Source organism: Flavobacterium sp. GL_143, from assembly GCF_057834355.1.
In genome coordinates this window covers 4,567,621-4,581,352 of sequence record NZ_CM174401.1, presented here as the reverse complement: position 1 = coordinate 4,581,352, position 13,732 = coordinate 4,567,621, and the positions used below count along the sequence as shown (strand labels likewise).

Below are 13,732 nucleotides of genomic sequence, written 5' to 3'. Positions count from 1 at the left end.
AAAACAAAAACATAAGGTAAGATTTTGCCACAATACATGCATAATCTTGTCACCCTGACTCAGGAAGGGTCTCCGCTAGTAGCTCGACAAAAAGAAGAACAGTATTTGATTTAGATGATAATAAGTTAGCATATAACACAGAGTAAATACTCTCATGTTAAATAGAGTAAAGGCTCATTTTTTTTCTTGAATTGTTTCATTGGATAATTGAGTTATTTACGGAGACCCTTCCTGCTTCAGGGTGACAAGTTTGAGGATATTTGGATACAAATAACCGCAGAGGACGCAAGGTTTTACGCAAAGTCCACAAAGCTTTTCAGAGCCTTTGTACCTCAGTCCCGAAGCTTCGTGATTGCAACTTTGAACCTTAATAAAAAAAAAGCCCAATTCAACTGAATTGAGCTTTTTTGAGTATAAAAAGGGGGGCAAAATTAATTGTTTAGCTTTATAGAGTAGCTTCTTGTTGTACTGGGGTTTTACTTTCTACAGCAATGAATTTTGTTAGCATCATGTCTGCAGTTTGTAATGCTCCTTCAACCCAGCCTTGTCCATCAGAATAAGCTTCTCCACATATATATAAAGAACAGTTGTCTATCGGGTGGATAATTTTTTCTTTTACTTCCCAGCTTTTTACTCCAATATTCCAACTATTCCAACCTCCTCCAAATGGGTCTTCTCCCCAGTCACGGAACGATGCGTTCTTAACTGCTGGTGCATAATCGACATCATGTATTTGTTTTAACTGACGGCTTAATTCTTCGACCATTTTGCGCGGAGCCTGATATTGATGCCAGGTTTGATTTAAAGCTTTGCTTAAAAGAGATTCTGTTTCTGAATATTCCCCAATAAACGGATCGTCCAGAAGTTCGGCATGTGAGATGCCTTTTTTCCATGCTTTTTTACGTTGAGGTCTAAGTCCATCCCAGAACCCGATATTCGAACCATCATCATAACTTGCTAATAGCATTGATTCTCCACTTACTGAAGGATGTCCATTATTTAATGGCCAATAATAAGTTTGTCTTATTGGTAAATCGGTAACGGTTCTTCCGGATTGTAATGGAACATATTCTCCTTCAGAATCATTATATCCTGCATTTCTCCACCAAGGACTTGTATAGGTCGTAAATATTTTAAATAATGGTCGTGGTGTTACACTGCTTATAAGGGATTGAATTTCCTGTAATCTAGGCGAAGTATTGGTTAATAAGTCTAGCGAACGACGTGGCATTGCTAATATTAATTGTGTCGCCTCGATTATTTCGCCATTAACAGTAAGTTCAAATAAATTATTTTTAGACTCAAATCCTTCGAGTTTTGAGTCTAATCTTATTTCGCCTCCATCTGCTTCGAAGAAGTTTGCTAATGAAATCGGAACTTGTTGGAATCCATTTTTAAATCCTTTATATACAGGTTTAATACCAAAATCTGAGAGGTACCACGGGATTGCATCAGCAGCATTCCAATTGACTAATGTTGAGTTATATCCTCCGGAATCGATACTAAATTGATATGCTTCACCGCTAATTACGCGATAGAGCAGATTCCAAAAACCTAATTTGTATAATGGCTCTCCTTCAAAAGTAGCTTCCTGACACATTTTTAAACGCTCTTTTTCCGTCAATTCCGTATTTGTTATGCCCGGAACCAATTGTTCGATTGCATTTACAATTATGGCTCCAGAAGTATTGCCTTTTTCTAAAAAGGATAATTTATAAGGTACTTTGTCTGGTTCGCTTGTAAAATCAGATAAACGCAGGTGCTCTCCACGCAAATAAGCGATGTTTTGTGGCTGATCTACTGGGAAATCATATAACTTGATTTGATCCTCCTGAGATAATTTTGCATTAATATCATCTATTAATTTTACAATTAAATGTTGTGTGTTTTCAAGAATTCTCATTCCGCCTAACTCTGCTACCATATTAGGAATTCCTGGGGGGATTACAGATAATAAACGCCCTCCAATATGATCTCCTCCTTCAAAAAGAACAATCTTTTTGTTTGGATATTTTGTTTTAAGTTTCCATGCGCTGTATACGCCCGAAACACCTCCACCAACTATGGCGATATCAATTTTTTCGTTTTCCATTTTGTTATATATTTATGTTGTTTTACAACGATTATTTCTTTAAAAGAGTGATGGTAAATTAAGTATTGTACTTTCGTTTTCTAGAAGGTCAGTGTTTTTTAAAGATGCTTTCATGTTTAATGAATTCCCTCTTAATGAATCTTCCAGAGATATATTTAAGGTTGGTTGTAACGCATATCGTTTATCGACCAAAAAGGTTGCATCATTAGATTTTATTTGTATTGGCGGTGTATCCGATGCAATACGCATATCTAGTATATAAGAGGTATTATTGTTTAAAACATGGTTTATTCCTCTTTCGACAGCTTCTTTTACTGTAGCGGGAGTAAGAACAACTTCTCCATGTTCTCCACCAAAAGCTTTTGCCAGATTTACAAAATCCATTTTTGGTCTTTCTAATCGCAAATAAGAGGGATCCATAGTTTTAGGGTTCCATCCATATCCGGGAGCTTTACCATAGGCAGCAACTACTTGTTGTAAGCCTAACTGTAATGTATGGTATTCGTGATTATTGGTAATGATATATAAGATTGGTAATTTTTCGTGCGCTGCTGTCCACCATGTTTGCGGATAGAATAAAGATGATCCATCGCCAATGGCATTAATGACTAATTTAGTACCAATTCCTTGTGAAGTTTTGTCTTCTAGTTTAATTCCTAATGATGCTGGCATTGACCATCCTAGTGAGCCTCCTGCGACACAATAATAACTAATAGGTTTTGCTCCTTTGGTTCCAAAAGGTAGATAATACTGAAATGGAGCTCCATCTGATACAGCTTCGTGTACATAGACAAAATTATCGGCTAAGTTGCGATCTTCTATAGCTTCTTTTAATGCTTTGGCTATAACAACTGCCCAGATATCTGGCTCATTCATAGCTTTTTCATGATACAGATCCCATTTTTGTGCACGAACAAGATCTAAGGCCTTGAGTTTTTGATTTCTTGCATCGGCTTCTTTAGGTCTTTGCGGGGAGATATAATTGTTTAGTATGGGTAACGTGGCTTTAATATCTCCTAAAATGGCTGTTTCACCATAAAAATTCTTAGCTATATCCCAAGTGTTGTTTGTAAGATAGGCTAGTTTTACCTGTTCTGGTATAAGCGGTCCATCTGAATATTTGAATACTGCTACTTGTGCCTGAGCTCCAAAACCGATTAAAAAAGCAACGTCATGGTCTTTAAAAGCAGCTTGAACTCCTGCTTGGCTTCCTGCTAATTCTCCTTGCCAGTGATAGTCATTGTTTGGGAAGTTTGCTACACTACTAAATGATTGTAAAACTACAGGTGCACCAATTAATTCGGCTAGGTCTTGAATTTCTTTCCAGGCATCGGCATATCCTACTGCATCGCCAGCTACAATAAGTGGGTTTTTGGCTGTAGCCAATAAATTAGCAGTTTCTTTAATAGACTCATCATCTCCTGTAAAGTGTGGAGAAATACGGGTAACTCCTTTTATTTTTTGATTTTCCTCGATGGCTACCATTGTAAATTCCCATGGTATAGAGATAAATACTGGACCATTTGGCGGTGCCATAGCTTCTTTAAAGGCTCTTTGTAATACAAGTGGCATTTCTTCGGCTGTGCGTACTTCATGCGCCCATTTTGTGTATTGTTTGGCTAGATCTACTAAGTTTGATGCTAGTAATGGTTCTTGTGTTACCAGCTCATTCTGTTGCTGACAACAAAGTACTACCAATGGCATTTGCGATCGATGAGCGTTAAAAAGATTACCAATACTGTGGGCAATTCCTGGTGTTACATGCACTATAAGTACTCCTGGCTTACCTGTCATTCGGGCTGAGCCCATTGCAGCTCCAATAGCAATATTTTCGTGTAAACATTCTATATACTTAACTCCATTTTCGGGGTAAGAGGTTCCGTCTATTAGTGGAATTTCGTTGGTACCGGGAACACCAAATATGTAATGGATTCCTAAATCTTTGAGAATATCAAATAAATAATCTCTGGTCCATCGCGTAGGTGGGGCAATAGCGTCTTTTTTCATTTCTTTTTGATTTTTAGCGTAGGTTACTAAATCAAAGATAGAAACAAGGTTTTACAGAAAATTGAGTATAAATACGTGTTTTACAATTAGTTGTTTTAATATTTTTGAAATAAAAAAGGAAGTGTTTTTAATGTAAAGAATAGAAGTTAATGTTGTATTTCGAAATTTTATTAGATATTACCTTTTATAATTCCTCTAGCTGATTGTTTTATAAAGTGTATGATTTTATCGCGTTCTACAGTTTGTTTAAAGTGGTTTTCAATTAATTCTAAAGCAAGGGTTGTATTTTTCTTTTCTTGAAAAATAATACGATATATTTCTTTGAGTTCATTTAATTTTTCGGTTTCAAATCCTCTCCTTTTTAAACCTACAGTATTTATACCCACATAACTCAGTGGTTCTCGAGCTACCATTATGTATGGAGGGATATCTTTTACAATGCGACTCATGCCACTAATCATGCTGTGTTCACCAATAATTGAAAATTGATGTATTGCAGTTAATCCACTAATATTAGCCCAATTGCCTACAATTACCTCTCCAGCCATCCCAACACTAAATCCTATAATACAATTATCTCCAATCAGGCTATCATGACCAATATGTGCATTAGACATCAATAAATTATTATCTCCAATTATAGTTTTTTGTTTGGATATTGTTCCTTTATTAATGGTTACAAATTCTCGTATAATATTGTTATTTCCGATTTCGAGTGTTGTATTTTCTCCATTATATTTTAAATCTTGTGGCATTCCTGCCAACACTGCTCCCGAATGTATTTGGCAATTTTCGCCAATTCTTGAGCCATTTAAGATACTTACATTATTAGCAATCCAAGTATTATTGCCAATTATGACGTCACTTTCTATAGTAGTAAAATTTCCTATATGAACATTTTTCCCAATATTGGCTTTCTTTCCTATTATTGTATTTTTCACTTTTGCTTTATTAGTTGGCAAATGTTGAAAAAATATAAATGATTTTGATTGATGTAATATCAATTAATTGAAGCTCTTATTCGGCTTAAGGTTTCTGGACTTACATTGATAAGGGAAGCAATATGTTTTAATTTTGCTTTTTTTATGATGGAAGGAAATGAATGAAGTAAGTACATATATTTTTCCTGAGCACTCATTAGTTTATATGAATGATGGAATTCATTAAGTTTAGAAAGATATAGCCTTAGTAGTTTTATATGAAATTTTGCAAATAATGGGTACTCTAATAAAAGTTGCTCATCAGTATAAGATAAGGAATATAGTATAGTTTCTTCGCAGGCTTGAAAGATTTCGAATGATGGTTTTTGTTCAAAAAAACTACTTAATGATGTAACGAACTGGTCGTTGGTATAAATCCATTTAGTTATTTCTTCACCATCATCAAGATAGAACCTACGGACTAATCCTGATTTTATGTAACTGATTTTTGAACATATTTTTCCTTCTTCAACGATAAACTCATTTTTAGCATAGGTTTCCTTGACAAAGCATTTTTTGATAGCTTGTTCGGTTTCGAAATCTAATTCTTGTAGCGTATTTATAAATGCAATTAGTTCGGTCATTTTTTACGAAGTTTTAGGAATCATCTTCCAGGTAATTTCTAGCACACTAAAATACTATTTAAACTGATATTTCCATAAAATCTCTAGCCCAGATAGCAACGGCATCCTTTTCTTTGTTTCTTTAACAAAGAAAAGATAGAGTGGAGAGCTGGAAATAGCTCCTTATTCTTCTCCTGTTCCGAAAAAAATCTCACGTAAAGACGCTAAATAGAAATGACAAAATTGTAGAGAAATTTTGCGCCCTCTGCGGTTAATTTTTTTGCCACAGATTAAAAGATTTAAAAGATTTAAAAAAAAATACTTAGCGTTCATTGCGTATTTCTTTGTGAACTTTGCGGTTAAATCGCTCAGGTTTCCTACGTCGAAATTGACAAACTATAGGGTTTTATTTAAGTGTAAGTTCTCCTAGAATTTCTTCGGACATGAATGGTCCTCCAGGATATTTGGCTGTATAATCAAGGTTTAGCCATACTTGTCCGCGCTCATCGATATGATAGTGCAATGTTTTCTTGTAGCTTTCGTTTACAAAAAGGACATTTTTAATCAAGTAATTTACTTTTTCGAGGTCTATCATTGACCCAATTAATATTTCGGGGTAAATATGCCCTTTGGTATGAATAAGTCTTGGTGTGCCGCCAATAGAGCGCACAGCTGCCGCCATTAAAATAGAATGATCGTCGCAATCGCCCGAAAAATACATTAGGGATTCGCTTGCTGTAGCGATATAGTCGCCTTCTTTGGGATCATTTACATAATTCCATCGGCTGTTGATTTCTTTAAAAACAGCAAAACATTGTATTATGGTTCTGTAATCTGAATATCCTTTGATGTTTTTAAAATGCTTGGATGTTGCCATTATAGCAAAATTCCTCACTTTAGGATTTTGATATTCTATGGCATTAATAATCTTAGATTTGTTAGGAAACGGAAGCAGTTTGGCAACAATAATATCCTGAGGATAAGGATTATCAGACATGGTGTAGATAATCGAATTGTAATCTTCGGCAACTTCGCTAAAGCCATAATTGCCCAAAGCGGTTCCGTAAAACAAGATTATGAGGTATAAAACGATACAAATAATGATTATCGTTTTTAATTGCATTAAGAGAAAATAGAGTGCTACGAGAACAAATATAAAGAGTAATACTCTATCAAAATTAAAGGGCCAGTTGAGGTCGATTAAATTTTGGTGCAATATGATAAAAGTAGGAAGGGTGATTAAAAAACTCAATAGCATAATAATAACCTGATTCCAAGGTGATTTTACCTGAAGGCTACTTTTAAGTTTTATTAAGTCAATTTTTCTATTTTTTATCATAATGCCCCCTAAGCAATTTTTAAAGAACTTTTACCGTTTCTACAAAAGTACCTTTTTTATCAATAATACTCAGTTCAAATAATTGATTTTGAATTTTATTAAATGTTTTTTCATTTAATGGTTTTTGTGACCATTGTGTAAGTTTTAACCATTCTTGAATATCTTCGACTTTTTGCTCAAATAATTCGGCTAAAGTTCTGTCTATGCTAGGTATTGACTTGAAATCTTCGGTTGTGGCGTTTATAACTTCTAGAATTGAAGCAATTACCTCTGGATTCTTTTTTAATACTTCGTCACGCACTGCAATTACAAATGATGGCCATGGAGTAGGACAGTCGGTTATGCGTCTGAAAATGCCTTTATCGACTAATGGTTTTGTCATGAAACGTTCCCACATAAAGTAATCGGCAGTTTTATTTGTTAGTGCTTCGACTGCGCCATCGATAGTATTTACGATTTCGAATTGTAGGTTATCTGTTTTCCAACCTTGATTATTGGCATTTACGTAAGCCATTAATTGTGATCCTGAACCTAAGCGGGAAATTGCTACTTTTTTGTTTTCTAAATCTCCGATGGTTTTATAATCTGATTTTGCCGCAACGTGTATTCCCCAAATTAAAGGTGATTGCACGTATACTTGCACAATTTTGCTTGGGTTTCCTGCAGCTATATCTTTTACGATTCCTTCGGTTAATATTACAGCAATATCAGTTTCGCCATCGCGAAGCATCTGGCACATTTTGCCCGTTCCTTCAGGAACATCTGTCCATTGTAAATCGATTCCCTCGTTTTCGAATTCGCCATTTTCAATACATAAATGCCATGGTAAATTAAAATGCTCGGGAACACCTGCTATTTTTATAGTTTTCATTTTTAGACTTCTTAGATTTTTAGATTAGTTGGACTACTTAGATTTTAGAAAATTTATTTAGCCTTTAATGGTGAAATTATAATGCGAAAACCATCTGGATCAAGAAACATTTTTCCGTTTTCATCCAAATTCCAATATGGATTTTTAGCAGTTATAAAAGATATGTTATTATTTAAAATGTTAATTACTAATCGATTATATTCTAAAATTGTTTCTGGATATAGCACTATGGCATCGTCTTCATCTGAAGTATGATTGGCTTTATCATGCGATTTTGTAAATTCAAAATGCCAGCCTAAATCAGGTTTCCCGATAAAAGCTCCATCATAATTGTTATGATCCTGAAAACTTCCTAGTCTTTCAAATCCCAAAATATTGACATAGAAATTTACTAGTTTTCCTAGATCATTTGTATGGCGAGCAACTCTTAAAGTCATGCTATTTTTTTATTTGATTAATATGATGTTCCAAATGCTCAACGTAATCTTTCATCAAGAAATCGAGGTTAATCATAGAACCATCACTTAATATAATTTCGTAATCGAATGCTTTTTCATCAACAGATTTAAAAAGTCTAATAATTTGCTTATTTATCGAGTACCAAAGCTGTATTAACTCTTCCATTTCCATTGTTTGATATTGGTTAATGGTAACCAAATCATTCTGGTTATATGGCCTGTGATGATACGGCTTTGGTAGATAATTTATCTCTGTAAAACGAACTAAATTATGTATGGATGAATCTACAAGATGTCCTAAAATTTCTTTCTTTGACCATTTTTCAGGAAGTTTCTTTTCTAAAGTTTCTTTGTCTAAAGATCTTAAGTATTCTGAATTTTCATGGAGCAATTTTTCAAACTTATAGATTGCATTTTGCATATTAATTCGTAATTAATTTGTTTAACGTGTATTTAATTAATTCATCTACAGCTTTGTATGGGTCTTCGCTAAAAGTTCCCGAAGCACGATTGGCAATAATTGCATTTAGTGATAATGCATGATGTCCTAAAAGTGCCGAAAGTCCATAAATAGCAGCAGTTTCCATTTCTAGATTTGTAATTCGGCTTTCATTAAAAGTAAAATTATCCATTTTAGCATTTAATTCTTCGTCCTGAATGTTTAAACGTAAAACACGCCCTTGTGGACCATAAAAACCTCCTGCAGTTGCTGTGATTCCTTTGTGTATTTTGTCACTTTCGATAAGCTTTTCTAGTTTCTCTGAACCAGCAATTACATATGGTTTTCCTTTACGGATGTCCCAATTGGTATGGTTTATAAAAGCTTCTTCCATGCCAACATTCGATACTTCGTCGATTAAATAAGAACGTAGCATATTGTCAAGTCCTAACCCAAAAGTAGACATTACAAAACTATCTACTGGAATATCTGCTTGTAATGAACCCGAAGTTCCAATTCTGATAATATTTAAAGAGGTTAGGTTTTCTTTTGGTTTACGAGTTTCTAAATCAATATTTACCAAAGCGTCTAATTCGTTTACTACAATATCAATATTATCTGGACCAATACCAGTAGACATTACAGTAATTCTTTTTCCTTTATAGGTTCCGGTTTGAGTTTTAAATTCTCTTTTTTGTGTAGAAAACTCGATGCTGTCAAAAAACTGAGTAATTTTTTCTACACGATTTTGATCGCCTACAAAAATAATGTCATTTGCAATATGTTCTGGGCGAAGATTTAAATGGTAAACGCTTCCGTCTGGATTTAGTATTAATTCTGATGATTGTATCATTGTTTTTTTTTAAGGTTCAAAGGGTTTTTAAAGGTTCAAAGAGACAAAGGTTCTGAGGTTCTAAGGTTTATTATAGAAGCGCATAGCTGGATGTCTTTATTTTTAAGGTTCAAAGAGGCAAAGGTTCTGAGGTTCTAAGGTTTTCTGTAGAAACGCATAACCATATGTTTTTGTTTTTTTTGTTCTGTAGAGGCGCACCGCAGTGCGTCTTTTTATTTATTTTTTTAAGGTTCAAAGTGACAAAGGTTCTGAGGTTCTAAGGTTTTCTTATAGAAGCGCATAACTGTACGTCTTTTTTTTTATTTTTTTTAAGGTTCAGTTCTGTAGAGGCGCACCGCAGTGCGTCTTTTTATTTGTTTTTTTTAAGGTTCTGAGAGACAAAGGTTTTGAGGTTCTAAGGTTTTCCTATAGAAACGCATAACTGAATGTCTTTTTTTGTGATTTAACCGCAAAGGGTGCAAAGGTTTCATATCTAGATTTTCGTAAACGCAAGGTTCGCAAAGAAAAATTTTGCGGTCAAAGTTATGTAACTGAAAACTGAAACTGATCACGGGGACTAAACTCTAGCCTCCTACACGTTTTACTTTAAATCCTTTAGCTTTTAGTATTTCCATTATTTTATCTCGGTAATCACCTTGTATAATAATAGAATCGTCTTTAAAAGTACCGCCAACGCTTAATTTGGTTTTAATTTCTTTGGCTAGGATTTTAAAATCTTCATCGGTTCCTTCGTATCCTTCGATTATGGTTGTGGCTTTTCCTTTTCGTTTTTCGTATTTACAAATCATAGGCTCTTTTTGAATAAAAAGCGTATGATCTTCTGGAACCACAATTTCGTCGGGAGATACTTCGTGATCCGGGAAAAGATTTTTTAGTTGGTCTTGTAAGTCCATTTGTAATTTATTTTAAAATTAAAAAGACATTAAGTATAAACTCAATGTCTTTTTATTATTAGGTAAATTTAAAGATTATTTTTTGATTAAACCCAAATCTACCAAACGTTCGTATAAATATTCTCCAGCAGTAATATCCTCGAATTTTTTAGGATTCTCTTCATCAATACAGTTTTCTAAACAATCCAAACGCATATCGCTTACTGGGTGCATAAAAAACGGAACAGAGAAACGAGATGTTCCCCATAATTCTCTTGGAGGGTTAACTACTTGGTGAATAGTCGATTTTAGTCTGTTGTTGGTATGACGAGAAAGCATGTCTCCAACATTAATTACCAATTGATCATCTTCGGCAATGGCATCAATCCATTCTCCATCATGATTTTGAACTTGTAATCCTTTTCCTTGCGCTCCCATTAATAAGGTAATAAGGTTAATATCACCGTGAGCAGCAGCACGAATTGCATCTTTAGGTTCAGATGTAATTGGTGGGTAGTGAATAGGACGTAGGATAGAATTTCCGTCTTTGGCATATTTGTCAAAGTAAAATTCATCTAATCCAAGGTGTAATGCTAAAGCTCTTAAAACATAAACTCCAGTTTTTTCAAGCATTTGGTACGCTTCTTTACCAACTGCATTAAATTTAGGTAGTTCTGTTACTTCAACATTTTCTGGGTATTCTGAGGCATACTTTGAGTCTTCACTCACATACTGACCAAAATGCCAGAATTCTTTTAAGTCACCTTCTTTTCTTCCTTTGGCGTGTTCTGTACCAAAAGAAACATAACCTCTCTGACCTCCAATACCTGGAATTTCATAATTATGTTTAGATTCTATTGGCAATGCGAAAAATTTTCTAATTTCGCCATAAAGTTCGTCAACTAACTGATCATCTAAAAAATGACCTTTTAGGGCAACGAAGCCAATGTTTTCAAATGCATTTCCGATTTCATTTACAAATTTTTGTTTACGTTCCGGGCTGTCCGAAAGGAAATCACGTAAGTCTACACTAGGAATGTTTTGCATACTTTACATATTTATTGATAACTTGATTGGTTTAAAAACCATATCTTGAGCAAATGTAAAACTAATTTGTTATTTTTATTTCAACAAATGCTAATAATTTACAATTATATAACAAAATATAGCTTAATTGTTATATTTTTACAACATTCATTGACTAAATAATAAACCAAAAAATGATTTTTGACAGAAAAAAACTGACCAACGACCAACTACTAGATTTATACAAGAGAATTTTAAAACCAAGATTGGTAGAGGAGAAGATGCTCATCTTAATCCGCCAGGGAAAAGTTTCTAAATGGTTTTCTGGAATAGGGCAAGAAGCAATTTCGGTAGGAGTTACTGCCGCTTTAGATTCCGATGAATACATTTTGCCAATGCACCGCAATTTAGGTGTTTTTACAGGAAGAGATATTCCATTATACCGTCTTTTTTCGCAATGGCAAGGAAAAGCAAATGGTTTTACCAAAGGTCGTGACAGAAGTTTCCACTTCGGAACACAACAATATAAGATTATCGGAATGATTTCGCATTTAGGACCACAATTAGGTGTTGCCGACGGAATCGCTTTGGCTAATAAATTAAAAAAGAATAATAAGGTAACCGCTGTTTTTACTGGTGAAGGAGCAACGAGCGAAGGAGATTTTCATGAAGCCCTAAATATTGCTGCTGTTTGGGAATTACCTGTAATGTTTATTATCGAAAATAATGGTTACGGACTTTCGACTCCTACAAATGAGCAATATCGTTGCGAAAACCTTGCCGATAAAGGCGTTGGTTATGGTATAGAAAGCCATATTATAGATGGGAATAATATTCTGGAGGTTTATAATCTTTTATCAGAATTAAAACTTTCGATGATTGAGAATCCACGTCCTGTTTTATTAGAATTTAAAACATTTAGAATGCGTGGTCATGAAGAGGCGAGTGGTACTAAATATGTTCCGCAAGACTTGATGGATATGTGGGCAGTAAAAGATCCTGTAAATAATTACAAGAACTACCTGACAGAAATAGGGGTATTAACGCCTGAATACGATGAGAAATTACATGCAGATATTAAAACGGACATTGAAGAAAGTTTGGTTATTGCCAATGTAGAATTTGAAATCGAGGCTTCGTATGAAGAAGAGTTAAATGATGTTTATGCGCCATATAGCTATAAAGAAATCACACCTGATCCTGAAGAAAAAAACATCCGTTTTATTGATGCTATTTCTTCAGCTTTAAAACAATCGATGCAATTACATCCTAATTCGGTAATAATGGGACAAGACATTGCCGAATATGGTGGTGCTTTTAAAATTACGGATGGTTTTGTAGATTTATTTGGAAAAGAACGTGTACGGAATACGCCAATTTGCGAAAGCGCTGTGGTTTCTGCCGGAATGGGACTTTCTATAAATGGTTACAAAGCGATTGTCGAAATGCAATTTGCCGATTTTGTTTCTACAGGATTTAATCCAATTGTAAATTTATTAGCAAAATCGCATTACCGTTGGTTAGAAAAAGCGGATGTTGTAGTTCGTATGCCTTGTGGAGGCGGAACTCAAGCAGGACCTTTCCATTCGCAAACCAATGAAGCCTGGTTTACAAAAACTCCTGGTTTAAAAGTTGTTTACCCAGCTTTTCCTTATGATGCCAAAGGTCTGTTAAATGAATCTATCAATGATCCAAATCCAGTTTTGTTCTTTGAGCACAAACAATTGTATAGAAGCGTTTATCAGGATGTTCCAACAGATTATTATACAATTCCGTTAGGAAAAGCAGCTTTATTAAAAGAAGGTACAGCTGTTACTATCATTGCTTTTGGAGCTCCTGTTCATTGGGCTCTGGAAACACTGGCTAAAAATCCTGAAATCTCAGCTGATTTATTAGATTTAAGAACATTACAACCTTTGGATACTGATGCAATTTATGAATCGGTTAAGAAAACAGGACGCGTAATAATCTATCAGGAAGATTCCCTTTTTGGTGGTGTTGCTAGTGATATCTCAGCATTAATTATGGAAAACTGTTTCCGTTATTTAGATGCTCCTGTAAAACGTGTGGCGAGTTTAGATTCTCCTATTCCGTTTACAAAAGCACTAGAAGATCAGTATTTGCCGAAAGGTCGATTTGAGAAGGAACTCCTTGATTTGTTAGCTTACTAGAAGGTTTTGAGGAACTAAGGTTCTAAGAAGCAAAGATTCAGAGGGGCAAAGGTTCAAAGGA

12 protein-coding genes are annotated in these 13,732 nt (G+C 34.6%); 1 reads left to right on the top strand and 11 read right to left on the bottom strand.

The features are described 5' to 3' along the window. Positions 1-445: 445 nt before the first annotated feature. From AC3IPI_RS19215 to AC3IPI_RS19165, 11 genes are all read right to left on the bottom strand, one after another. On the bottom strand, positions 446-2,092 hold the full coding sequence (locus tag AC3IPI_RS19215) for a flavin monoamine oxidase family protein (RefSeq protein ID WP_052250020.1): 1,647 nt from the start codon (positions 2,090-2,092) through the stop codon (positions 446-448). 39 nt (positions 2,093-2,131) lie between these two features. Then, a complete protein-coding gene (locus tag AC3IPI_RS19210) occupies positions 2,132-4,099 on the bottom strand; it encodes a thiamine pyrophosphate-binding protein (RefSeq protein WP_489154983.1) in 1,968 nt (655 codons plus the stop codon). A 170-nt stretch (positions 4,100-4,269) separates the two neighbouring features. After that, entirely contained in the window at positions 4,270-5,040 is a 771-nt protein-coding gene (gene lpxA, locus AC3IPI_RS19205; protein ID WP_489154981.1) for an acyl-ACP--UDP-N-acetylglucosamine O-acyltransferase, read from the bottom strand. Between the two features lie 59 nt (positions 5,041-5,099). Beyond that, on the bottom strand, positions 5,100-5,663 hold the full coding sequence (locus AC3IPI_RS19200) for a Crp/Fnr family transcriptional regulator (RefSeq protein ID WP_039114146.1): 564 nt from the start codon (positions 5,661-5,663) through the stop codon (positions 5,100-5,102). 385 nt (positions 5,664-6,048) lie between these two features. Beyond that, positions 6,049-6,981 (bottom strand): transglutaminase-like domain-containing protein, encoded by a 933-nt coding sequence (locus AC3IPI_RS19195; protein WP_039114143.1) that lies wholly within the window; start codon positions 6,979-6,981, stop codon positions 6,049-6,051. A gap of 19 nt (positions 6,982-7,000) precedes the next feature. Next, complete coding sequence (locus AC3IPI_RS19190) at positions 7,001-7,852, bottom strand: substrate-binding domain-containing protein (protein WP_489154978.1); 852 nt, start codon at positions 7,850-7,852, stop codon at positions 7,001-7,003. A gap of 53 nt (positions 7,853-7,905) precedes the next feature. Next, entirely contained in the window at positions 7,906-8,289 is a 384-nt protein-coding gene (locus tag AC3IPI_RS19185; RefSeq protein ID WP_489154976.1) for a VOC family protein, read from the bottom strand. Between the two features lies 1 nt (position 8,290). After that, positions 8,291-8,731, bottom strand: a complete 441-nt coding sequence (locus AC3IPI_RS19180) for a DinB family protein (RefSeq protein ID WP_489154974.1) — start codon at positions 8,729-8,731, stop codon at positions 8,291-8,293. Position 8,732: 1 nt separating this feature from the next. Continuing rightward, positions 8,733-9,602: a nucleoside phosphorylase gene (locus tag AC3IPI_RS19175; RefSeq protein ID WP_489154972.1), complete on the bottom strand. Its 870-nt coding sequence runs from the start codon at positions 9,600-9,602 to the stop codon at positions 8,733-8,735. Positions 9,603-10,165: 563 nt separating this feature from the next. Beyond that, entirely contained in the window at positions 10,166-10,495 is a 330-nt protein-coding gene (locus AC3IPI_RS19170; RefSeq protein WP_039114137.1) for a translation initiation factor, read from the bottom strand. Positions 10,496-10,570: 75 nt separating this feature from the next. Beyond that, positions 10,571-11,521 carry an isopenicillin N synthase family dioxygenase gene (locus tag AC3IPI_RS19165; RefSeq protein WP_039118228.1) on the bottom strand — a complete coding sequence of 317 codons (951 nt, stop codon included), beginning with the start codon at positions 11,519-11,521 and terminating at the stop codon, positions 10,571-10,573. A gap of 173 nt (positions 11,522-11,694) precedes the next feature. On the opposite strand from AC3IPI_RS19165, the gene AC3IPI_RS19160 reads away from it, so the two are divergent. After that, the gene (locus tag AC3IPI_RS19160) at positions 11,695-13,671 is read left to right on the top strand and encodes an alpha-ketoacid dehydrogenase subunit alpha/beta (RefSeq protein ID WP_489154969.1); all 1,977 of its coding nucleotides are present in this window, start codon (positions 11,695-11,697) and stop codon (positions 13,669-13,671) included. The last annotated feature ends 61 nt before the right edge of the window (positions 13,672-13,732 follow it).

What these genes read in the sequence shown, in the direction of transcription:
- AC3IPI_RS19215 (WP_052250020.1), bottom strand. Translation starts at nt 2,092, where the DNA reads ATGGAAAACGAAAAAATTGATATCGCCATAGTTGGTGGAGGTGTTTCG.
- AC3IPI_RS19210 (WP_489154983.1), bottom strand. Translation starts at nt 4,099, where the DNA reads ATGAAAAAAGACGCTATTGCCCCACCTACGCGATGGACCAGAGATTAT.
- AC3IPI_RS19200 (WP_039114146.1), bottom strand. Translation starts at nt 5,663, where the DNA reads ATGACCGAACTAATTGCATTTATAAATACGCTACAAGAATTAGATTTC.
- AC3IPI_RS19195 (WP_039114143.1), bottom strand. Translation starts at nt 6,981, where the DNA reads ATGATAAAAAATAGAAAAATTGACTTAATAAAACTTAAAAGTAGCCTT.
- AC3IPI_RS19190 (WP_489154978.1), bottom strand. Translation starts at nt 7,852, where the DNA reads ATGAAAACTATAAAAATAGCAGGTGTTCCCGAGCATTTTAATTTACCA.
- AC3IPI_RS19185 (WP_489154976.1), bottom strand. Translation starts at nt 8,289, where the DNA reads ATGACTTTAAGAGTTGCTCGCCATACAAATGATCTAGGAAAACTAGTA.
- AC3IPI_RS19180 (WP_489154974.1), bottom strand. Translation starts at nt 8,731, where the DNA reads ATGCAAAATGCAATCTATAAGTTTGAAAAATTGCTCCATGAAAATTCA.
- AC3IPI_RS19175 (WP_489154972.1), bottom strand. Translation starts at nt 9,602, where the DNA reads ATGATACAATCATCAGAATTAATACTAAATCCAGACGGAAGCGTTTAC.
- AC3IPI_RS19170 (WP_039114137.1), bottom strand. Translation starts at nt 10,495, where the DNA reads ATGGACTTACAAGACCAACTAAAAAATCTTTTCCCGGATCACGAAGTA.
- AC3IPI_RS19165 (WP_039118228.1), bottom strand. Translation starts at nt 11,521, where the DNA reads ATGCAAAACATTCCTAGTGTAGACTTACGTGATTTCCTTTCGGACAGC.
- AC3IPI_RS19160 (WP_489154969.1), top strand. Translation starts at nt 11,695, where the DNA reads ATGATTTTTGACAGAAAAAAACTGACCAACGACCAACTACTAGATTTA.